The organism is Kribbella sp. NPDC049227 (assembly GCF_043197265.1).
Classification (GTDB): domain Bacteria; phylum Actinomycetota; class Actinomycetes; order Propionibacteriales; family Kribbellaceae; genus Kribbella.
In genome coordinates, this window is sequence record NZ_JBICST010000001.1 from 944,767 (window position 1) to 964,765 (window position 19,999).

At 69.3% G+C, this 19,999-nt stretch carries 21 protein-coding genes and 1 pseudogene; 9 read left to right on the forward strand and 13 right to left on the reverse strand.

The annotated features are described in order from the left end of the window. Nucleotides 1-12 precede the first annotated feature (12 nt). Nucleotides 13-870, forward strand: coding sequence for an arylamine N-acetyltransferase (locus ACGFH6_RS04815; RefSeq protein ID WP_393380515.1), 858 nt, complete (start codon nucleotides 13-15; stop codon nucleotides 868-870). On the opposite strand, the gene ACGFH6_RS04820 is transcribed toward ACGFH6_RS04815, so the two are convergent. The 7 genes and pseudogenes from ACGFH6_RS04820 to ACGFH6_RS04850 form a co-directional block, all read right to left on the reverse strand. Beyond that, nucleotides 859-2,310, reverse strand: a complete 1,452-nt coding sequence (locus tag ACGFH6_RS04820; RefSeq protein ID WP_393380517.1) for an NADH-quinone oxidoreductase subunit N — start codon at nucleotides 2,308-2,310, stop codon at nucleotides 859-861. The genes ACGFH6_RS04815 and ACGFH6_RS04820 overlap by 12 nt on opposite strands. Further along, nucleotides 2,307-3,836, reverse strand: a complete 1,530-nt coding sequence (locus ACGFH6_RS04825) for a NuoM family protein (protein ID WP_393380518.1) — start codon at nucleotides 3,834-3,836, stop codon at nucleotides 2,307-2,309. Before ACGFH6_RS04825 ends, ACGFH6_RS04820 begins: the two co-directional genes overlap by 4 nt. Next, nucleotides 3,833-5,596 carry an NADH-quinone oxidoreductase subunit L gene (locus ACGFH6_RS04830; RefSeq protein ID WP_393380520.1) on the reverse strand — a complete coding sequence of 588 codons (1,764 nt, stop codon included), beginning with the start codon at nucleotides 5,594-5,596 and terminating at the stop codon, nucleotides 3,833-3,835. The genes ACGFH6_RS04825 and ACGFH6_RS04830 overlap by 4 nt, the downstream gene beginning before the upstream one ends. Continuing rightward, on the reverse strand, nucleotides 5,593-5,940 hold the full coding sequence (nuoK, locus tag ACGFH6_RS04835) for an NADH-quinone oxidoreductase subunit NuoK (RefSeq protein ID WP_393380522.1): 348 nt from the start codon (nucleotides 5,938-5,940) through the stop codon (nucleotides 5,593-5,595). Before nuoK ends, ACGFH6_RS04830 begins: the two co-directional genes overlap by 4 nt. A gap of 1 nt (nucleotide 5,941) precedes the next feature. Next, a complete protein-coding gene (locus tag ACGFH6_RS04840; protein WP_393380524.1) occupies nucleotides 5,942-6,442 on the reverse strand; it encodes an NADH-quinone oxidoreductase subunit J in 501 nt (166 codons plus the stop codon). Nucleotides 6,443-6,582: 140 nt separating this feature from the next. Continuing rightward, nucleotides 6,583-6,810: pseudogene (locus ACGFH6_RS04845) on the reverse strand (4Fe-4S binding protein); the annotation flags it as partial. A 200-nt stretch (nucleotides 6,811-7,010) separates the two neighbouring features. Next, nucleotides 7,011-7,769: a methylenetetrahydrofolate reductase gene (locus ACGFH6_RS04850; protein ID WP_393380526.1), complete on the reverse strand. Its 759-nt coding sequence runs from the start codon at nucleotides 7,767-7,769 to the stop codon at nucleotides 7,011-7,013. A gap of 89 nt (nucleotides 7,770-7,858) precedes the next feature. Here ACGFH6_RS04850 and ACGFH6_RS04855 point away from each other — a divergent pair, with 89 nt between their 5' ends. Next, nucleotides 7,859-8,119 carry a hypothetical protein gene (locus tag ACGFH6_RS04855; RefSeq protein WP_393380527.1) on the forward strand — a complete coding sequence of 87 codons (261 nt, stop codon included), beginning with the start codon at nucleotides 7,859-7,861 and terminating at the stop codon, nucleotides 8,117-8,119. Nucleotides 8,120-8,122: 3 nt separating this feature from the next. Here ACGFH6_RS04855 and ACGFH6_RS04860 read toward each other — a convergent pair whose 3' ends face one another. The 5 genes from ACGFH6_RS04860 to ACGFH6_RS04880 all read right to left on the reverse strand — a co-directional run bounded on the left by ACGFH6_RS04860 (nucleotide 8,123) and on the right by ACGFH6_RS04880 (nucleotide 12,392). After that, nucleotides 8,123-8,800 carry an isochorismatase family protein gene (locus ACGFH6_RS04860; protein WP_393380528.1) on the reverse strand — a complete coding sequence of 226 codons (678 nt, stop codon included), beginning with the start codon at nucleotides 8,798-8,800 and terminating at the stop codon, nucleotides 8,123-8,125. A 29-nt stretch (nucleotides 8,801-8,829) separates the two neighbouring features. After that, nucleotides 8,830-10,002, reverse strand: coding sequence for an RNA polymerase sigma factor (locus tag ACGFH6_RS04865; RefSeq protein ID WP_393380530.1), 1,173 nt, complete (start codon nucleotides 10,000-10,002; stop codon nucleotides 8,830-8,832). Between the two features lie 46 nt (nucleotides 10,003-10,048). Beyond that, nucleotides 10,049-10,393, reverse strand: coding sequence for a YciI family protein (locus ACGFH6_RS04870; RefSeq protein WP_393380531.1), 345 nt, complete (start codon nucleotides 10,391-10,393; stop codon nucleotides 10,049-10,051). Nucleotides 10,394-10,485: 92 nt separating this feature from the next. After that, nucleotides 10,486-11,673 (reverse strand): sensor histidine kinase, encoded by a 1,188-nt coding sequence (locus ACGFH6_RS04875; RefSeq protein WP_393380533.1) that lies wholly within the window; start codon nucleotides 11,671-11,673, stop codon nucleotides 10,486-10,488. 62 nt (nucleotides 11,674-11,735) lie between these two features. Further along, nucleotides 11,736-12,392, reverse strand: a complete 657-nt coding sequence (locus ACGFH6_RS04880; RefSeq protein WP_393380535.1) for a response regulator transcription factor — start codon at nucleotides 12,390-12,392, stop codon at nucleotides 11,736-11,738. Between the two features lie 115 nt (nucleotides 12,393-12,507). On the opposite strand from ACGFH6_RS04880, the gene ACGFH6_RS04885 reads away from it, so the two are divergent. From ACGFH6_RS04885 to ACGFH6_RS04915, 7 genes are all read left to right on the forward strand, one after another. Continuing rightward, nucleotides 12,508-13,020 carry a hypothetical protein gene (locus ACGFH6_RS04885; RefSeq protein WP_393380536.1) on the forward strand — a complete coding sequence of 171 codons (513 nt, stop codon included), beginning with the start codon at nucleotides 12,508-12,510 and terminating at the stop codon, nucleotides 13,018-13,020. Beyond that, nucleotides 13,020-14,072: a peptidoglycan-binding protein gene (locus ACGFH6_RS04890; protein WP_393380538.1), complete on the forward strand. Its 1,053-nt coding sequence runs from the start codon at nucleotides 13,020-13,022 to the stop codon at nucleotides 14,070-14,072. The genes ACGFH6_RS04885 and ACGFH6_RS04890 overlap by 1 nt, the downstream gene beginning before the upstream one ends. After that, complete coding sequence (locus ACGFH6_RS04895) at nucleotides 14,069-14,734, forward strand: ABC transporter ATP-binding protein (RefSeq protein ID WP_393380540.1); 666 nt, start codon at nucleotides 14,069-14,071, stop codon at nucleotides 14,732-14,734. The genes ACGFH6_RS04890 and ACGFH6_RS04895 overlap by 4 nt, the downstream gene beginning before the upstream one ends. Continuing rightward, on the forward strand, nucleotides 14,731-15,933 hold the full coding sequence (locus ACGFH6_RS04900) for an ABC transporter permease (RefSeq protein ID WP_393380542.1): 1,203 nt from the start codon (nucleotides 14,731-14,733) through the stop codon (nucleotides 15,931-15,933). Before ACGFH6_RS04895 ends, ACGFH6_RS04900 begins: the two co-directional genes overlap by 4 nt. Nucleotides 15,934-15,990: 57 nt before the next feature. Further along, entirely contained in the window at nucleotides 15,991-16,866 is an 876-nt protein-coding gene (gene sigJ, locus ACGFH6_RS04905; RefSeq protein ID WP_393380544.1) for an RNA polymerase sigma factor SigJ, read from the forward strand. A gap of 66 nt (nucleotides 16,867-16,932) precedes the next feature. Further along, nucleotides 16,933-18,075, forward strand: coding sequence for an NAD(P)/FAD-dependent oxidoreductase (locus tag ACGFH6_RS04910; protein WP_393380546.1), 1,143 nt, complete (start codon nucleotides 16,933-16,935; stop codon nucleotides 18,073-18,075). Nucleotides 18,076-18,230: 155 nt separating this feature from the next. Beyond that, the gene (locus ACGFH6_RS04915; protein ID WP_393380547.1) at nucleotides 18,231-19,046 is read left to right on the forward strand and encodes an LLM class flavin-dependent oxidoreductase; all 816 of its coding nucleotides are present in this window, start codon (nucleotides 18,231-18,233) and stop codon (nucleotides 19,044-19,046) included. Here the strand turns inward: ACGFH6_RS04915 and ACGFH6_RS04920 are convergent. Then, nucleotides 19,039-19,989: an NADH-quinone oxidoreductase subunit H gene (locus ACGFH6_RS04920; RefSeq protein WP_393380549.1), complete on the reverse strand. Its 951-nt coding sequence runs from the start codon at nucleotides 19,987-19,989 to the stop codon at nucleotides 19,039-19,041. The genes ACGFH6_RS04915 and ACGFH6_RS04920 overlap by 8 nt on opposite strands. Between the last annotated feature and the right edge of the window lie 10 nt (nucleotides 19,990-19,999).

A 19,999-nucleotide genomic window follows, 5' to 3' on the forward strand; every position in this document is an offset into this window, starting at 1 on the left:
TAGCCTATGCGGATGGACACCCGGGCGTTCCTCCAGCGAATCGGGCTCGGCGCGTACGACGGACCGCCGCGGCTGGAAGGTTTGTCGCAGCTGCACGAGGCGTTCGTCGGCCAGGTGCCGTACGAGTCCGTGCAGTTCCAGCTGGCCCCGGGCGGACCGTTGGAGCCTGAGGAGTCGGCGAAGCGAATCATCGCGCGGGAGGCCGGTGGGTACTGCTTTCAGCTGAACGGAACCATGGCCCTCTTGCTCACCGAGCTCGGGTACCACGTGCGGATGCACCGTGGTGGCGCGGAGACTCCGACCCGCGCGGGCGACGTCGACGCCAGCCACATGGTGCTCACGGTGAGCGGGCTGGTCGAGGATCCGGACCAGGTCTGGATGGTCGATACCGGTCTCGGTGAGGCACTGGTGCATCCGCTGCCACTCGAGGAGGGCAGCGCGTACCAGGAGCCGTTCCAGCTGCGGTTGCGCCGATCCGGGAAGGTCGATGGCTGGCGGCTGGACCATGACCCACGGGCCAACCTGATCGGCATGGACTTCGAGTCCGCCGCGGTCGGCCTGGACGCCTTCGCCGCCCAGCACGCGAACCTGTCGACCAACCCGGACTCCGCGTTCCGCCGGTTGGCCTCCGCGTTCCGCCGGAAGCCGTCGTCAGTAGTCGTACTGCGCTCTGTCGGCCTGTCCGAGACGTACGCCGACCGGATCGACACCACCGTCATCGAGAACCCGACCGACTACTTCGCCGTACTCGCGGACGTGTTCCTCCTCCCGCTCCCCCACTACACCCACGCCGACCGCGACCAACTCTGGCGCCGCGTCTGGTCGCAGTACGAGGACTTCCTGGCTGGCAGGAAGGGGTCAGATGGCTAGGGAGAAGAGGGTGCTCGGGAGGATGGAGAGGACTGCAGCGGTCGCGGCGCAGAGGGAGATCATGGCGACGGCCGGGGACTCGATGTCGACCGAGAAGGGGTCGTCGGCGGGCAGGCGGAAGAGTTCCGCGACCCAGCGGAGGTAGACGGCCAGGCCGATCATCACGTTGACCGCCATCACGATCGCGAGCCAGCCGAGGTGCGCGTCGATGACCGCCTGGAAGGCGGCGAACTTCGTGAACAGACCGGCCAGGCCCGGTGGCAGACCGGCCAACACGACCAGGAAGAAGATCAAAGCGCCGGCCAGACCCGGCTCGGAGCGCACCATGCCGCGGTAGTCGGTCAGCAGCCCACCTGGCCGATGCCGCTGGACGACCGCGACGGCTCCGAACGCCCCGACCGTGACGACCACGTACGCCGCCAGGTACCCGACGACCGCCTGGGCGTCGCCGACCGCGAGCGGCGCGAGGAGGAAGCCGACCTGACCGATCGACGACCACGCGAGCAGCCGCACCGCCTCCTGCTGACGCAGCGCGGCCAGGTTGCCGACAGTCATCGTCAGCGCAGCCAGGATCGCGACCACCGTCCGCAACTCCGACCCGCTCGGCGCGACCCCGGACGTCACCAGCACGAGCAGACCGGCCACACCAGCCGACTTGGACACCACGGCGAGGAAGGCGGTCACCTCGACCGGCGCACCGACGTACGTGTCGGGCAACCAGCCGTGGAACGGCACCGCCGCGATCTTGAACCCGAACCCGACGATCACGAACAGCCCCGCCGCGAACGCGACCCGGCGCAGCTCCGGATCGAGGCCGGACAACCGGTTGGCGATGGTGGACAGGTACAGCGATCCGGTCACGCCGTACAGATAGGAGATGCCGAACAGCATCACCGCGGTCGAGAGCACTGACACCAGGAACGCCTTCAGCGCACCCTCGGATCCACGTCTGTCCCGGCGCAGGGCGACCATCGCGAAGCTCGGCAGCGACACGACCTCGAGCCCGATCACCACCGTGGCGAGGTCGCGCGCACCGGCGAGGACGGTCGCGCCGACCAGCGCGCTCAGCAGCAGGAAGTGGTACTCACCGACCGGGATGTCCGCCGACAGCAGCCGGTACGCCGACAGTCCGACGACGCCGAGTGCGCCGATCAGCAACACCGCCCACAACCCGGCGGTCAACGGCTCGAACACCAGACTGCACTCGGCCGGCCCTTCCACCGCGGGACGGCAGAACGCGGGCTTGAAGTCGTCCCGCTGGGCCCAGACGAACACCAGCCCGAACAAGATCACGGCCACCGTCAGCAGCGTGACCACCGTGTGCCGCAGCTGCGCCGATGCGCTGCGCCAGAAGCTGTCGATCAGCAGTACGGCGACAGCGCCGACCGCGAGCACGAGCGGTACGGCGATGGCCTGCCAATCGGTCCAGGTCAGGGTCACAGGGTCCCCCACTGGTGCAGAAGGAGCCCAGGCCAGACGCCGAGCAGCACGGTCAGTGTGATCAGCGGCGCCCAGGTGATCAGCTCGATCCGGCTCAGGTCGACCGCGAACGCCGACGCCGGATTCTCGGCCGGGTCACCCTGGCACAGGTTGCGTACCAGTCGCAGGAAGTACGCCGCGGTCAGGACCGTGCCCAGGCCCGCGATCACCATGAAGACCAAGTAGGTTGTCCGAGGCAACGAATCGGCCGGGCGGTAGGCGCCGAGCAGGACCAGCATCTCGCCCCAGAACCCGGCCAGCCCGGGCAACCCGAGCGACGCCAGGCAGGCGAACGTGAGCAACCCACCGATCCTCGGCAGCCGGGCGTAGAGCGCGCGGCCGAGCGCGCGCAGGTCGCTGGTGTCGTGCCGGTCCTTGATCGCACCCGCCAGGAAGAACAGCAGACCGGTGATGATCCCGTGCGCGATGTTCGCGAACAGCGCGCCGTGCAGACCGGCCTGCGACAGCGTGAAGATGCCGAGCACGATGAACCCCATGTGCCCGACGCTCGAGTACGCGATCAGCCGCTTCACGTCGGTCTGCGCCAGGCACGCCAGCGACCCGGCGATGATCGCCACCGTCGCGAAGCCGGCCAGGTACGGCGCGATAGTCACGGTGGCGTCCGGCAGCACCGGGACCAGAATCCGGATCAGGCCGTACGTCCCCAGCTTCAGCAGGACGCCCGCCAGCAGGACCGACCCGACCGTCGGCGCCTTCGCGTGCGCGTCCGGCAGCCAGATGTGCAGCGGCCACAGCGGCACCTTCACCGCCAGGCCGACCGCGATCAGGAGCGCCGCGGCCAACGGGACGCCGTGTCCGCCGAGCACCGGGGAGTTGGTCAACCGGACGAGGTCGAACGTCCCCGCCTGCCGGTACACCAGCAGGAACCCGAGCAGCATCAGCGCCGACCCGAGCACCGTCATCAGCACGAACGTGTTCGCGGCCGCCTTCCGGCCGGCCGGGTCGTGGTCGTCACCCCAGATGTCGATGACCAGCCACATCGGGATCAGCACGATCTCGAAGCAGACGAAGAACAGCACCAGGTCCATCGCCGAGAAGGCGCCGATCACGCCGGCCTCGATCACCAGCAGCAGGGCGATCAGCGACCGGGTCCGGCCGATCCGCGGCGTGATCTTCAACGAGTACAGGCAGCACAGGAAGGTCAGCAGCGCGGTCAGCACGATCAGCGGCATCGAGATCGAGTCCACCGCGACGTGGAACCGGACGCCGAGCGCAGGGACCCACGGCACGTCCGTCACGGCCTGCAACGGTCGGCCGTCCTCCCGCAGCACCTGGTCCTGCGAACCTACGTAGGCGAACCAGCCTCCGCTCCGCGGCCAGAGCAACAGCGACCCGATCAGCACGAGCCCCGAGATCACCGAGCCGTACATCGCCGCGAGCCGGTCACCGATCGACGCCGGGACCGCCCACAACGCGAGCGCCGCGAGAATGGGCAGGGCCAGGATCCCCAGCAGGATCGCGCTCATGAACTGATCACCCCAGCGAGCACCGCCAGCGCGACCACACCGACCACAGCCGCGGTCAGATAGGTCTGCACGTTCCCGGTCTGTAGCCGCCGGAACCCTTGCGACGCCAGCGTCCCCGCACGCCCGGCCGCCCGCACGTAAGCCCCGATCACGTCGCGATCCCCCGCGACCGTCAGCTTCGCCAGCCACCGCACCGGCACGACGAACATCCCGTGGTAGGCCGGGTCGACGCCGAACTCACGCTCGAGCACGACCGGCCGCGGATCCGCGCCGCGCGACCACAAGGAGTACGCCGGCAACGCGCCGAGCAGCACGAGCACGGTCGACACCGCACCAATGCCCCAGTTGAGGTGGACGCCGTCGACGTACCCGAGCACGATCGAGGCCACTGCGAGCAGGACCAGCGGCGCGAGCATCACCCAGGGGGCGTCGCGCAGCTTGGAGGTGTCGGGCTCGTCGAGGTCGGCCGTCGCGTTCTCGTCCTCGAAGGCGCCGAGCGCCCCGGCGAGCGCCGGCGTCCGGAAGAACACCCACAGCCACATCCGCATGCAGTAGAACGCCGTGAACGCCGCAGTCAGACACACCGATACCAGCACGATCCATCCAACGACCGAACTGTCCCGCGCGTGATGCCAGGCCGCCTCGATCACCGCGTCCTTGGAGAAGAACCCCGCGAACCCCGGTACGCCGGCCAACGAGGCGAGGCCGATCGTCATCGTCACGAAGGTGACTCGCAGCGCCTTCCGCAGCCGGCCGCGCCGGGTGTAGCGGCGGAGCACCACGAACGCCGCGCTGCCAACCTGATGCAGCAGCACACCGGCGCAGAGGAACAGCAGCCCCTTGAACGCCGCGTGCGTGACCAGGTGGAACAACGCCGCATGCCGGCCGTCCGCCGTACCCAGGGAGAGAGCAGAGAACATGATCGCCAGTTGGCTCACGGTCGACCAGGCGAGCACCCGCTTCACCTCGACGGCGGCCATCGCACAGAGTGCGGCGAACAGCATGGTCACGCAGGCCACCACGGCCAGCACGGTCATGGTCGTCTCGGAGGCCACGAACACGTCGTACAGGCGGGCGATCAGGAAGACGCCGGCGGCAACCATCGTGGCCGCGTGAATCAGGGCGCTGACCGGGCTCGGGCCAGGCATCGCGTCCGGAAGCCAGGTCTGCAACGGGACCTGGGCCGACTTGCCGACCACGCCGACGAGGAGCAGCAGGGTCCCGGTGGTCAGTACGCCGGGTGACATCGCCGCCGGGTCGAGCTCGGAGATCCGGAACGTGCCGGCGCCGAGGCCGATGACGAAGATGCCGAACAGGAACCCGACGTCGCCGAGCCGGGTCATCAGGAACGCCTTGACCGCGCCGGAGCGGGCGTCGCGACGCTCCCAGTAGTGACCGATCAGCAGGTACGAGCAGGCGCCCATCACCTCCCACCCGATCAGCAGCAGGAACAGGCTGTCCGAGATGACGACGGTCACCATCGCTGCGGTGAACAGCGTGACGAGCGCGTGGTACGACGCGGGGCGCTGCTGCAGGTAGCCGAGTGAGTACACCTGGACGCAGGTCGCGATCACGCCGACGACCGCGAGCATCAGCACGGTCAGGTCGTCGGTGCGGACGGCGAAGCCGATGGTGAGGTCGCCGACGGACGAATTCAGGAAAGCGACCTGGTCCGGCGAGACGCCGTACAGCAGGCAGGCGGCCAGGACGACGAGCAGGGAGAAGCCGACACCGGCCACCCGCCAGGCGGTTGCGATCACGTCGCCGCACCCTTCTCCTGCAGCTCCTCCCGCGGGTCCTGCTCGGCCAGGTCGCGGGCCGCGTCGGCGTCCACGTGGCCGTGGCCGCGGAACAGCAGCAGGACGATCGCGAGCCCGAGGCCGATCTCGGCCGCGGCCAGCGTGATCACGAAGACCGCCAGCGTCTGGCCGGTCGCCAGGCCGTCGATGCGCCAGGCATCGAAGGCGATGAGGTTCAGGTTCACCGCGTTGAGCATCAGTTCGAACGACATCAGCATGGTGATCGCGTTGCGCCGGGCCAGGACGCCGTACACCCCGATGCAGAACAGGACGACGGCGAGCAGCAGCGGGAGGATCAGCGGCACGTCAGTCCTCCTTCGCCTTCTTGCGCTGAGACAGGGCGATCGCACCGATCAGGGCCGCCAGCAACAGAACCGACAGCACCTCGAACGGGAGCACCCAGGTCCTGAAGATCGCCGTGCCCACGTCGGTGGCGGATCCGGCCGGCACCGGGTCGATCTTCTCGTTGCCAAAGGCAATCACGACACCGGCGCCGAGCAGCACCGCCAGGACGCCGGCGACCACGGCGGCGAACGGGCTGCGGCCGGTGGTCAGCGCGGGCAGCGGATTCGTCGGTGCCCGGGTCAGCATCAGGGCGAACAGCACGAGTACGACGATCGCCCCGACGTACACCAGGATCTGGACCAGGGCGACGAACTCGGCATGCAGGGCGCCGAAGCAGCCGGCGATCGCGCCGAGGGCGACGACCAGCCAGAGGGCGGCGTGCACGATCCGGCGCGAGGTGACGACGAAGACGGAGGCAATGAGTGCGACTGCTCCGGCGACGCTGAAGAGGGCAGTCGTCACGCGTCGTCCTCCGGCGCGGGAGTGACAGTGGGGCCCGGGTCGATCGGCTGCGGCGCGGGGACCGTCCACATCCAGTCGCGGAGCCGCTCCTTCTCGTGGGTCAGGTTGCGGATATCGGTCTCGGCGTACTCGAACTCGGGCGACCAGAACAGCGCGTCGAACGGGCAGGCCTCGATGCAGATCCCGCAGTACATGCACAGGCTGAAGTCGATCGCGAACCGGTCCAGCACGTTCCGGCTGCGCTCCCGGGCCTGCTCACCGACCGACGGTGCGGTCTCGGTGTGCGAGTCGATGTAGATGCACCAGCTCGGGCACTCGCGGGCGCACAGCATGCAGGAGGTGCAGTTCTCCTCCAGCAGCGCGATCACCCCGCGACTGCGCGGCGGCAGTTCCGGCTGGACATCCGGGTACTGCTCGGTGACGGACCGGCGGGCCAGCGTCTTCGCGGTGATCTTCAGCCCCTCGATCAACCCCTTGCCAGGAACACCCACGCCTCCTCCTCCGTCCGTAGCTCCGTTACTAGCAGGAGACTAGTCGGTTCCGGCCCGATCCGGCGCCGACCCGGCGGTCAGAGCTCGCGCTCGAGACGGGCCGCGACCTGGCGGTAGCGACTGACGGGGATGAGGTGTACGCCATCGAAGGCGCCGCTGTCGCGGATGCTCAGGATCAGTTCGCAGGCGTGGTCGACGCCGGCGTCCCGGTCCCGCTCGACCGCCTCGATCAGCGTTTCGGGGATGGTGAGTTGCGGAAGTGCGGCCAGGTTGTGGGCCATCTTCGCGCTGGCCAGCACCATGACTCCGGCGTACACGGGGATGTCGAGGCTGACGCTCTCCCGCCAGCGGAGGAGTTCGTCGAGGTCGTAGCTGACCTGGACGTACAGGAAGTCCGCCTCGGCCTTCCACCGCGGCACCGCCCGCAGCCGCGTCGCCGCCCCGACCTGGAACGGATTGCAGCCCGGGTACGACGTCTCGCGCGCCTGCTCGATCATGGTGCGAACCGTCAACTGGCTGGTCCGCGCACCCTCGGCCGGGTCGTCCCCGTGCACGAACAGGAACTGCTCGACGCCGTACGCCGCCGCAGTCAGCAGGTCCCGGCGGAAACCGAGCAGGTTCCGGTCCCGCGAGTTCAGGCAGGCGATCCCACGCGACCCCATCGCCTGTACCTCGTTCGCCACCGCCACACTCGACACGGTCGCCCGGCCGATGTGGTTGTCCGGGATCAGAAACGCATCCGCGATCGGACTCATCACCCCGATCTGATGCCGAACCCGCTTCAGATCCGGCCGCGTCGGCGGCTCCACCTCACACACCACCTCAAATCCCCGCACCCCCCGGACCCTACTGAATCCGCCGGTGCACCCAGCGCGGCGCGCCCGGTGCAGTTTCCGGAATTCGGCGGCGTACTTACGCTCGTGAGATGGGGCGCTCTCAGGTTCTGGCCGGCGCGGTGGTCGGTGCTTTGGCGATGGTGTTCGCCAATGTGGCGTTCTCGTGGTTTGCGACTGGGCCTGATCACTACGAGTGGACCGACTCCGCGATCTTCATGAGTCCTGTTGCGGCCGTGTTCGGTGCGATCGTCGGAGCCCTCGGCGCCCTCGCGATCCGGATCACCCGGCCGGCCAGCCGCCGCCGCGACACCCACAACCAGCGTGAGAAGCGCAAGTACCGCCTCCGCTAGCGGTCACCGCACTTCAGGGTCGAGGAGTGCGAGGAGTTCTGAGGTCGGGCGGACGTCGCCGAAGGTTCGGTAGACGGTGTGGAGGGTGGCGTTGAGGTCTTGGTCGCGGCGGGCGGCGTTGGCGTCGGCGACCATGACGACGCGGTAGTCGAGGGTGCTCGCGTCCCGGGCGGAGGACTCGCAGCAGACGTTGGCCACGGTGCCGGTGATCAGGACCGTGTCGATGCCGCGCTCGGAGAGCAGCCCGTGCAGGTCGCAACGCCCAGGGAAGAACGCACTCGTCGCGGTCTTCTCCACCAGCAGGTCCGCCTCGTGGATCTCGAACTCGTGCCAGACCCGCTCGCGCACCGGACCGGTCCCACCGGACTCACTGAACAGCTTGGCCACCTCAGCTCCAAGGAACTCGACCGTCACCGCGGTCGGCTCGCTGAACCCGGGCACCACCCACGCGACAGTCCCACCGGCAGACCGCAGGACGTCGGCGAGCCGAGCGATGTTCGGCACGATGCCCTGCTGATAGCCGCCGAGGTCGACGAAGAACGGCACCATGTCGACGACGACCAGCGCGGTCCGCGCTGGATCCAAGCTCTCGTACGCATGCCGCCGACCACGACGACTCTCCTGTCGCGCGTACTCCCTGGGCTCGATGTGCCAGTCGTGCAGTGCCGGGGCTTCAGTCATGCACGGAACCCGGCCAGGCCCCACCGACATCAGAGGCGGGCGCGGAGGAACGCCTGCTCGGCCTCGTTGGAGGTGAGGTCGAGGGCGGCCTGGTATGCCGTGCGGGCCTCGTCGGAGCGGTCGAGGCGGGTGAGGAGGTCGGCGCGGATGGCGTGGAAGAGGTAGTAGGAGCTCAGGTCGAGGTCGTCGATCAGGGCTAGCGCGGCGTCTGGGCCTTCGACCTCGGCGACTGCGACGGCGCGGTTGAGGGCGACAACCGGAGTCGGGGTGAGCGTGAGCAGGTGGTTGTAGAGCTGCAGGATCTGCGGCCAGTCAGTGTCGTCCGCGGTCGGCGCATCGGCGTGGACGGCGTTGATGGCGGCTTGCAGTTGGTAAGGACCAGGCTGGTTCCGGCGCAGGCAGCGGCGTACGAGGTCCTGACCTTCGGCGATCAGCTCGCGGTCCCAGCGGTCGTGATCCTGGTCGGCCAGCAGAACCATCGAACCGTCCGACCCCACCCGCGCCGAACGGCGGGATTGCTGGAGGAGCATCAGCGCGAGTAGGCCGACGGCCTCGGGCTCGTCGGGCATCAGGTCGACCAGTACGCGGCCGAGCCGGATCGCCTCCGCGGACAGTTCGTCGCGGACGAGAGTCTCGCCGGACGAAGCGGCGTACCCCTCGTTGAAGATCAGGTAGACGACGGCGAGCACACCGCGGACGCGCTCGGGCAGGTCGGCCTCGTACGGGACGCGGTACGGGATGCCGGCCGCGCGGATCTTCGCCTTGGCACGGACCAGGCGCTGCGCCATCGTCGGCTCCGGCACCAGGAACGCCCGGGCGATCTCGGCTGTGGTGAGCCCGCCGAGCATGCGCAGTGTCAACGCGACCCGCACGTTCAGCGCGAGCGCCGGGTGGCAGCAGGTGAAGATCAGCCGGAGGCGGTCGTCGTGCACAACGCCCTCCTCCACCGGTTCGTCCTGCGCATGCAGCAACGCCGCCTGCGCATGCTTGTCGTCGCGCACCGACTCCCGCCGCAGCCGGTCGATCGCCCGGTTCCGCGCGGTCGTGATGATCCACCCGGCCGGAGCAGGCGGTACGCCGCTGTCCGCCCACTTCTCCACGGCCGCCGCGAACGCATCCTGGACGGCGTCCTCCGCGATCCCCAGATCCCCGAACACCCGGGCCAGTACCGCAACCGCCCGCCCATGCTCAGCCCTGAACACACCCGCAATCCGCTCAGGCGTGGCGTCGGGTCGTCGGGGTTCGGTGTCAGCCGGCAAAGGGCCGCACCTCGATCGACAACGGACTCAACACGCGAGCCAGCCGCCGCGCCCACCCCAACGCCGCATCCAGGTCCTCGACCTGGATCACGGTGAACCCACCCAAGTGCTCTTTCCCCTCGGTGAACGGCCCATCGGTCACGAGTACGTCGTCACCGGACACCTTCAGCACAGTCGCAGTCTCCGGCGGATGCAACCCCGCCGCAAACACCCAAACCCCCGCAGCCTGCATCTCCTCGTTCAAAGCCCCCAGCTCCCGCATGATCGGCTCCAGAACCTCCGGCGCCGGCGGCGGCCCATCGGGCTGATAGATGCTGAGCAGGTACTGGTTCATCTCGGCCTCCTCGTAGGTTCCCGTCACCCCTACACGAACAGGCTCAGCCCGGATCGACAGGCAGCGACACCCGCGTCGATCCATCAGGTCGGCTAGAGCAGGCTCGAAGTCAAGGCATGGACCGGGAGCGTGACGCGGATTTCCAGGCCGCCTGTCGGGCGGGGAGTTGCCACGACAGTGCCGCCGTGGGCCTCGGCGACCGAGCGGACGATAGACAGGCCGAGGCCGGAGCCCTTGCCGGCGACCAGGCGTTCGGCACCCAGGCGGTAGAAGGGTTTGAAGAGGGATTCCACCTCGTACGGCGGGATGTCGGGCCCGGTGTTGGTCACGACGAGCTCCACGTGATCACCGACGGTCTTGCTCACCACGCGCACCCAACGCTCGCCCGATTCGGCCTGCGCAGGGAGGTTGTGACGGATCCCGTTCTCCACCAGGTTGTGGACGAGCCGCTCGAGCAGGAGGGCGTCACCGCGGGTCGGGGCCTCGCCCGGTCCGTGCATCAGTTCGACGTCCGCGGCCGCGGCTTCGGCAGAGCGTTGGCCGGCGACGTGGTTGACGATGTCGCCGAGGTTGACCGGGTAGACCGTGGTCAGTTGCTTCTCGGAGTCGGCGAGGATCAGCAGGCCGTCGATCAGTTGCTCGTGCCGCGCGTTGATCGTCAGCAGGCTCTCGCCGAGTTCCTTCACATCGGCGGACGCGGTACGCCGGTGCATCGCGACCTCGACCAGGGCACGGCCGACGGTGAGCGGCGTACGCAACTCGTGGGAGGCGTTGGCGACGAACCGCCGCTGACCGTCGAACGAGTGGTCCAGCCGCTCGACCATGGTGTCGAAGGCGTCGGCCAGGTCCTTCACCTCGTCGTCCGGACCGCGAAGCGCGATCCGTTCGTGCAGTCCGTGTCCGGCCGCGGGTGCGGCGGCGATCCGGCGGGCGGTGTCGGTGACGCGGTGCAGCGGCGTCAGGACCCTTCCGGCGACCAGCCAGCCGAGGCCAGCGGCCAGGGCGCCGACCACGACCAGGGCGATGCTGCCCTGGGTGAGCAGCGACTCGATCGCGGCCTGCCTGACCTCCTCGCGCTGCGCCTTGATGACCCGTTCGGCGTCCGTGCCGGTGAGTACGTCGCCCTCCTTGTTCAGCACGAACAGCTGGTCGGGCCGTGGCGCCGGCACGGTGGAGGACGTCGCGGCCGGTGGCCGGAGGTAGGTGCCCTGGATCAGCACCCGGTACTGCCCGGCGAAGTTCTGGCTGAACAGCACGTAGGTCACCCCGAGCAGCAGCACACCCGCGACCAGGAACAGGCCGCCGTACAGCAGTGTCAGGCGGCCCCGCAGACTCAGTCGCCTCAGGGGATGCGGTAGCCGACTCCGGTGACGGTCTCCACCAGTGCCGGCTCCCCCAGCTTCCGGCGCAGCTTCAGGATGGTCAGCCGAACCGCTCCGGTGAACGGATCCACGTGCTCGTCCCATGCCTTCTCCAGCAGTTGTTCGGCGGACACGGTCGCACCGTCCGCTCGGAGGAGTTCCGCGAGTACGGCGAACTCCTTCTTCGACAGCGGCACGTACCGGCCGTCCCGGAACACCTCGTGCCTGGCCGGGTCCAGAGTGACTCCCGCACGCCGCAGTACCGGCGGATCGGCCGGCCGGCTCCGCCGCCCCAGCGCCAGCACCCTGGCGGCCAGTTCGGTGAAGGCGAACGGCTTGGTCAGATAGTCGTCCGCGCCCAATCCAAGCCCCTCCACCCGATCTGTGACGGCGGCCGCGGCGGTCAGCATCAGCACCCGCGTGGCCGACGCGGATTGCACGAGCTGCCGGCACACCTCGTCCCCGTGGACGACGGGAATGTCGCGGTCCAGCACCAGTACGTCGTACTCGTTCACGGCCAACCGTTCGAGCGCGGCACCACCGTCGCCGGTCACGTCGACGGCATGCGAGTCGTCGCGCAGCCACTCCGCGATGGCTGCCGCCAGCAACGGTTCGTCCTCGACCACCAGCACCCGCACGCACCCATGATCCCCGACGCCGGTGTTTCCCCCGTGTTAGCGACTGCGGAAACCCTCCGGAAACGGCGCACGGCGAAGGCTGACGGCCTGAACCTAGCGAAGGAGACGAGACGTGATGCGCAAGCCCATTCTGGCCGCGGCGATGCTGGCGGCCACCGTACTGCTCACCGGCTGCGGTGCGGACGAACCGGAGGTCCAGGTGGCGTCCGGCACCGGAGGCCAGCCGCAGGCGACCGCCCCGAGCAGCGCGCCGGCGAGCCTCAGCCGGGACGAGATGGCGGTCAAGTTCACCCAGTGCCTGCGGGAGCAGGGTCTGGATGTACCTGATCCGGAGCCCGGCAAGGGACCGATGCTCAAGTTCGACAAGGGCTCCGGCGTCACCAAGGAGAAGGTGGACGCGGCCATGGAAGCGTGCCGGCAGTACAACCCGCAGGGCGAGAGCGGTCCGAACCCGCAGCAGGAGGAGAACGGCCGCAAGTTCGCCGAGTGCATGCGGAAGAACGGTGTGGAGAAGTTCCCGGACCCCAAGCCCGGTCAGCGCGGCGTCATGATCGGCCCGGGCGTCGCCGACGACCCCGACTTCAAGAAGGCGCAGGAGACCTGCCAGAGCATCCTGGCAGGCAAGTGATGCGTCGAGCACTGACCGCTGTGATCCTCCTCGCCGCGGGTGGCGCGGCGAGCGCGTTCCTGGTGAACCGAGGCGACACCAGCCAGGCCGCGGACCAGACCGCCGTCGCACTGCCGGTCAACACGGCCAAGGTCACCCAGCAGACCCTCAAGGACACCGAGACCGCCGACGGTGAGCTCGGCTTCGGTACGACGTCCACCGCGGTGAACCGGGCTGCGGGAACTATCACCGGACTGCCTGACAGCGGACAGGAGCTCCGCCGCGGACAGACCGTCTACAGCCTCGACAACAAGCCCACCACACTCCTGTACGGTGCGTTGCCGGCGTACAGGAGGCTCGCCTCTGGCAGTGAGGGGCCCGACGTCTTGCAGCTCGAGCAGAACCTCAGTGCGATGGGCTACACGGGCTTCACCGTCGACGACGAGTACACCGACGCCACTGCCGAGGCGGTGGAGAACTGGCAGGAGGACCGCGGCCTGGACGAGACCGGCGTGGTCGAGCTGGGCAGTGTCCTGTTCGCGCCCAGCCGGATCCGGGTCGACAGCGTGCAGGCCCAGGAAGGTACGCCGATCGGCCCGAGCCAGACCGTGCTCACCTACACCGGCACGACGAAGGCCGTCACGGTCCGGCTGGACGCCTCGGACCAGCGGCTGGCGAAGCAGGACGCGAAGGTCTCGGTCACGCTGCCGGACGGCGCGACCGTGCCGGGCCGGGTGGAGAAGGTGTCGACGGTGATCATCCCGGCGGAGAGCGCGGACAAGGACCCGGAGACCAAGATCGAGGTGATCGTTGCCATCGACAACCAGAAGGCGGTCGCAGCCTGGTCGCTGGCCGCCGTCGACGTGATCTTCACGGCGTCGGAACGGAAGAACGTGCTGACCGTTCCGGTGTCCGCTCTGGTCGCGCTGCGCGAAGGCGGCTTCGGCGTGGAAGTTACCGACGGTAAGTCGTCGAACTATCAGCCGGTGAGAACGGGTCTCTTCGCCGGCGGCCAGGTCGAGATCAGCGGTGCGGGCATCAAGGCCGGCACCGTGGTGGGGATCCCGAAGTGATCGAGCTGACCGAAGTGACCAAGGTGTACGCGGGCGGCGTCGCGGCGCTCGGCGGGGTCAGCCTGCGGATCGACCGCGGCGAGCTCGTCGCGATCGTCGGCCCGTCCGGATCAGGGAAGTCGACCATGCTGAACGTGCTCGGCACCCTGGACCGGCCGACCACCGGCACGGTCCGGATCGACCGGTACGACGTCGCTCGGCTCCCCGACACGGGTCTGTCGGCGTTGCGCGCGACCCGGATCGGTTTCGTCTTCCAGCAGTTCCATCTCGCGTCCGGCGTACGGGCACTCGACAACGTGGCGGACGGTCTCCTGTACTCCGGGCTGCGGCCGGCGCACCGCCAGAAACGAGCCGCGGCCGCGTTGGAGCGCGTTGGTCTGGGGCACCGGATGGATCACCGGCCGCACGAGTTGTCCGGCGGTGAGCGGCAGCGGGTCGCCGTGGCCCGGGCGGTCGCCGGTGAACCCGCCGTACTGCTGGCTGACGAGCCGACCGGCGCGCTCGACTCCGTGTCAGGCGCCGGCGTCATGCAACTCCTGCGGGATCTCCATGCGGGCGGTACGACGGTCGTGATCATCACGCATGACCGGGACATCGCCGCGTCGCTACCCCGCCAGGTCCGGATGCGCGACGGCCGCATCCTCGAGGAGGTCCTGGCATGAGCGACGTACTGAAACCTGCCAGGTTGTGGCCGCGGGATGTGGTCAGGGTCGGTGCGGTCGGGCTGCGGACCCGACCGCTGCGCGCCTTCCTGTCTGCGCTCGGCATCGCGATCGGGATCGCCGCGATGGTCGCGGTGGTGGGCATCTCGTCGTCCTCGCGGGCCGAGCTCGACGGTCAACTCGATGCTCTGGGCACCAATCTGCTGACCGTCGCGCCAGGTGTCCGCCTGACCGGAGAACAGGCCCAACTGCCGCTCACCGCCGAAGCGATGGTCGGCCGGATCGGACCGGTCCGGGCGGAGTCGGCGGTCGGCAAGGTCGACGACGCCTCCGTCTACCGCAGCAACAAGATCCCGGTCGTCGAGACCAACGGCATCATCGCGTACGCCGCCCGCGACAACCTGCTCGAGACGATCGGGGCGACCGTACGCAGCGGCAAGTGGATCGACGCTGCGACCGGCAGGTACCCGGCCACTGTGCTCGGCGCGACGGCGGCCGACCGGCTCGGCATCACGCGCGCCGGTCCGGACGCCCAGGTGCTGATCGGGAACAAGTGGTTCACCGTGCTCGGCATCCTCGAACCGGCCGCGCTGGCTCCGGAGCTGGACAGCGCGGCCCTGATGGGCTGGCCGGCCGCGGACACCACGCTGTCCTTCGACGGGCATCCGACCACGATCTACACCCGTTCCGACGACGCCCAGGTCGAGGCGGTCCGATCGGTGCTCGGGGCAACAGCCAACCCGGAGTCACCGAACGAGGTCGAGGTCTCCCGGCCGTCCGACGCGCTGGCCGCGAAACAGGCCGCGGGCCAGGCGTTCACCGGACTGCTCCTCGGCCTCGGCGCGGTCGCGCTGCTGGTCGGCGGCGTCGGCGTCGCGAACATCATGGTGATCTCGGTGCTCGAACGCCGGGCCGAGATCGGCCTGCGCCGCTCACTCGGTGCGACCCGGGGCCAGATCCGGACCCAGTTCCTGACCGAGTCGTTGCTCCTGTCCGCACTCGGCGGGGTCGGCGGAGCGTTACTCGGATCAGCGGTCACCACCGCCTACGCGTCGTACCAGAACTGGCTGACCGTCATCCCTGTCTGGGCCTTGGCCGGAGGTATCGCGGCCACCCTGGTCATCGGCGCCCTGGCCGGCCTCTACCCCGCGATCCGCGCCTCCCGCCTCTCCCCCACGGAGGCACTGGCAACACCGTAGGCGGGCCGCGGCCTGCCTAGAGTGATCATTGATCACAGTGGCGGCGGGAGGGTGAGGGTGGAGGAGCAGACCAGGGCGTTGTCGGAGGCCGATTGGGAAGCGCATCGTCCCGCGGTCTTCGGGGCGGCGTACCGGATCCTCGGCACCGTGACGGAGGCCGAGGACGTGACGCAGGACGTCTGGTTGCGTGCGGCCGCCGCGGATCTGTCCGAGGTCCGGGACCTGCGGGCGTGGCTGGTGACCCTGGCCGCGCGTACGTCGTACAACGTGCTGAAGTCGGCGCGCGTCCGGCGTGAGTCCTACGTCGGGCCCTGGTTGCCCGAACCGCTGCTGACCGGTCCGGACGCCGCCGCCAAGGTGCTGATGGACGAGTCGGTGAGCACCGCGATGCTGGTGGTCATGGAGACGCTCACCCCCGCCGAACGCGTCGCCCTCGTGCTGCACGACGTCTTCGACTTCCCGTTCGCCCGGATCGCCGAGGTGCTCGGTACGACGCCTGCCGCCAGCCGCAAGCTCGCCTCCCGCGCGCGGGCGCGGGTCGCCACGGTCGAGGAGACACCGCGGGCCTCCAAGACCGAGACCGAACGCGTGCTCAAGGCGTTCAAGGCGGCCGCCGACGCGGGAGACCTGGCCGGGCTCGTCGCACTGCTGGATCCCCAGGCGGTGTACGTCGCCGACGGCGGCGGCAAGGTGACCGCCGCCCGGAGGCCGGTCACGGGTCCCGAGCGGATCGCCAAGCTGACGGCCAGGCAGATCGAGCTCAGGCGTCCCGACGCTGTCCGGATCATCGAAGTGAACGGGCAGCCGGCGCTGGCGACGTACCGCGGTGGCACGCTCGTCTGGCTCGACACCGTGGAGGTCGCCGACGGGCGGATCACGGCGTTCCGCAGGCAGGTCAATCCCGAGAAACTGGCGCACCTCGGTCACATCTGAGGCCCCCGTGTTGTCTCCCTGCCGCACGCCCCGATCCGCGGGGCGCGGCCGAGAGAGGACGAGACAGTGGCACACGTTGTGATCATCGGGGGCGGCTTCGCCGGTGTCTGGAGCGCGGCGGGAGCGGCGCTCGCACGCGGCGACGCTGATATGCGCATCACACTCATCGCACCGAACGAGCACCTGGTACTGAGGCCACGCCTGTACGAGCCGGAGCCGGATCTGGCCAAGGTGGTGCTCAGCCGGGTCCTCGGTCCGATCGGAGTCGAGCACGTGCGAGCCTCGGTGAGCACGATCGACACCGACCGCCGCGTGGTGGTGGCCGACGGCAACGAGATCGGCTACGACCGGTTGGTGCTGGCGGCGGGCAGCAAGCTGGTCCAGCCCGATGGGCTGCCAGGCGCTGAACGGCTCTTCGACATCGACACCCTGGACGGAGCTCGGCGGCTGACCGACCATCTGCGCGATCGGCGTGACTACGCCGTCGTAGTCGTCGGCGCCGGGTTCGTCGGCCTGGAGGCTGCGACCGAACTGGCTTCGCGCGGCCGGGTGCTGCTGGTCGATCGGTCAGATGTGGTCGGGGCACAGCTCGGGCCGGGGCCGCGCAAGGAGATCGAGGCCGCGCTGGACGAGCTGGGTATCGAACGCCGCCTCAGTACGACGGTGACGGAGGTCGGCGACGGGTACGCCGTACTGTCCGACGGCAGCAAGGTCGACGCGGACGCGGTCGTCTGGTCCGTCGGGATGCGGGCCAGCGAGCTCACCCGTCAGATCTCCGACGAGCTCGACCACCTCGGCCGGGTGCCGGTGGACGATCGGCTGCGTGCGCTTCCCGAGGTGTTCGTTGCCGGGGATACGGCTGCGGCGGCGTTCGACGCTGAGCACACGGTCATGCAGGCCTGCCAGCACGCGACACCGCTCGGCAAGGTCGCTGGGTACAACGCGGCGGCCGACCTGCTCGGCGTCCCCCTCCGCGATTTCACCCCCGGCCCCTACGTCACCTGCCTTGACCTGGGCGCCGCCGGTGGAGTCTTCACCCGCGGCTGGGACCGCCGAGTCATGGCGTCGGGCGCCGAGGGCGCATCCGTCAAGAAGGGCATCAACCAAGCCATCCACCCACCGGTGGACGACGCCGAAAAGATCCTCGCCGCCGCCGACCGCGTCAGCATAGAACTCCCGTTCTTCCCCCGCGAAGAGTCGGCCGCCTGACCGGGGCGTTGTGCAGCCCGACAGGTAGTGTCCGGCGGTTCGTAGTGCACCTGAGCGCACCCGCGCACCGGTGTACGGCGTCTCGCCAGCGCACTACCTGTCGGCGTGCACGCGGTCCAGGAATACCAGTGCGCACGGAGCTGGTTGGAGAGACCATGCGCTACGCCACCTATGTGAAGTCGTTCGGCGAGTACGGCAGCCCGAAGGTCCTCCGCGATCTCGCGCGAGCGACCGAGGACCACGGCTGGGACGGGTTCTTCGTGTGGGACCTGCTCAGCGCGCCCACCTACGACCCGCCGGTTGCCGATCCCTGGGTCACTCTCGCCGCGATCGCGCAAGCGACCAGCAGGATCCTGATCGGCCCGATGGTCGTCCCCCTGCCCCGGCGCCGCCCGGCCAAGCTTGCCCTCGAGGCCGCCACGCTGCAGGACCTCTCGAACGGCCGTCTCATCCTCGGCCTCGGAACCGGCGCGGGGTGGGACTACACCCGGTTCGGCGAGTCCGCGAAGCGCAGAGAGCTCGCCGAGCGACTCGACGAGGGCGCCGACCTGCTGCACCAGTTCCTCGCCGGGGATCCCGTCGAGCACGAGGGCAGGTACTACCGAGCCACCGACGTCCGCTTCCCTGCCAGCGACATCCCCATCTGGACCAGCGGCTTCTGGCCACGGACCGGTCCCGTCCGAGGCGCCCGCAACGCGGACGGCCTGTTCCCGCAGATCAGGGACGAGGCCGACGACTTCCGGCTCCCCACCATCGACGAACTCGCCACGATCCGCGCCGACTTCGAGAAGTCCGGCGGCCGCCGGAACGCCGACATCGCCATCTGGTCCCCAAGCCCGGCCGGCGCCCCGGACGCCGCCCTGGCCGCACAGTACGAAGAAGCCGGCGTCACCTGGTGGTTCCAGGACGGCTCCGAGATCTCCCCCGAAGAACTCCACACCCGCCTGGCCGCCGGCCCACCGATCACTTGAAGAGCGTGACGCCGATGCCCGTGATCGCGAGTTGGAGCAGGGCGATCGGGACCAAGGCCTGCCAGGCGAGTTTCTGGAGTTGGTCGGCTCGCATGCGGGGGAACGACACCCGCACCCAGATGACGACGACCGAGACCAGGGCGACCTTGAGGATGGTCCAGATCCAGCCGATGGAGTCCGGCCCGGGACCACTCCAACCACCCAGGAACAGCACCGTCGTCAGCCCGGCCAGTACGACGATCCCGGCGTACTCGGCGAGCAGGAACATCGCGAAGCGCAGACCGGTGTACTCCGTGTAGGGCCCGAAGATCACCTCGGAGTCCGCGACCGGCATGTCGAACGGCGGCCGTTGCAACTCGGCCAGCCCGGCGATGAAGAACACGACCAGGCCGGGCAGTTGCCACAGCAACCACCACGGGTTCCACGCGGTCGCGATCCCCGACAGGCTCAGCGAACCGGCCGCGACCGCGACGCTCGCCGCGGACAGCACGAACGGCAACTCGTAGCTCATCAGCTGCGCCGCGACCCGGAGTCCGCCGAGCAGGCTGTACTTGTTGCCGCTCCCCCATCCCGCCATCAGCGACCCGAGGACGCCGATGCTCATCACCGCGAGCACGAAGAACAGCCCGGAGTCGAGGTCCGCACCGACGATGCCCGGCGCCAGCGGGATCGCGGCGAGCGCGGCCAGGTACGGCAGGATCGCGACGATCGGGGCCCACTCGAACACCCGCCGGTCCGCGGCCGCCGGGACCACGCTCTCCTTCTGCACGAACTTCACGCCGTCCGCGACCAGTTGCGCCCAGCCGTGGAACGCACCGGCGTACATCGGACCGAGCCGTGACTGCATGTGCGCCATCACCTTGTGCTCGGCCTGGCCGACCAGCAGGGGCGCCACCAGGAAGGCGACGAGGACGCCGACCACCCGCACCACGAACTCCAGCATGACCGCACCC

Bases quoted from the DNA above. Each gene is read 5' to 3' on its own strand.
- ACGFH6_RS04815 (WP_393380515.1), top strand. From the start codon at position 13: ATGGACACCCGGGCGTTCCTCCAGCGAATCGGGCTCGGCGCGTACGAC.
- ACGFH6_RS04825 (WP_393380518.1), bottom strand. From the start codon at position 3,836: ATGAGCGCGATCCTGCTGGGGATCCTGGCCCTGCCCATTCTCGCGGCG.
- ACGFH6_RS04855 (WP_393380527.1), top strand. From the start codon at position 7,859: ATGGGGCGCTCTCAGGTTCTGGCCGGCGCGGTGGTCGGTGCTTTGGCG.
- ACGFH6_RS04860 (WP_393380528.1), bottom strand. From the start codon at position 8,800: ATGACTGAAGCCCCGGCACTGCACGACTGGCACATCGAGCCCAGGGAG.
- ACGFH6_RS04870 (WP_393380531.1), bottom strand. From the start codon at position 10,393: ATGAACCAGTACCTGCTCAGCATCTATCAGCCCGATGGGCCGCCGCCG.
- ACGFH6_RS04885 (WP_393380536.1), top strand. From the start codon at position 12,508: ATGCGCAAGCCCATTCTGGCCGCGGCGATGCTGGCGGCCACCGTACTG.
- ACGFH6_RS04890 (WP_393380538.1), top strand. From the start codon at position 13,020: ATGCGTCGAGCACTGACCGCTGTGATCCTCCTCGCCGCGGGTGGCGCG.
- ACGFH6_RS04900 (WP_393380542.1), top strand. From the start codon at position 14,731: ATGAGCGACGTACTGAAACCTGCCAGGTTGTGGCCGCGGGATGTGGTC.
- ACGFH6_RS04915 (WP_393380547.1), top strand. From the start codon at position 18,231: ATGCGCTACGCCACCTATGTGAAGTCGTTCGGCGAGTACGGCAGCCCG.
- ACGFH6_RS04920 (WP_393380549.1), bottom strand. From the start codon at position 19,989: ATGCTGGAGTTCGTGGTGCGGGTGGTCGGCGTCCTCGTCGCCTTCCTG.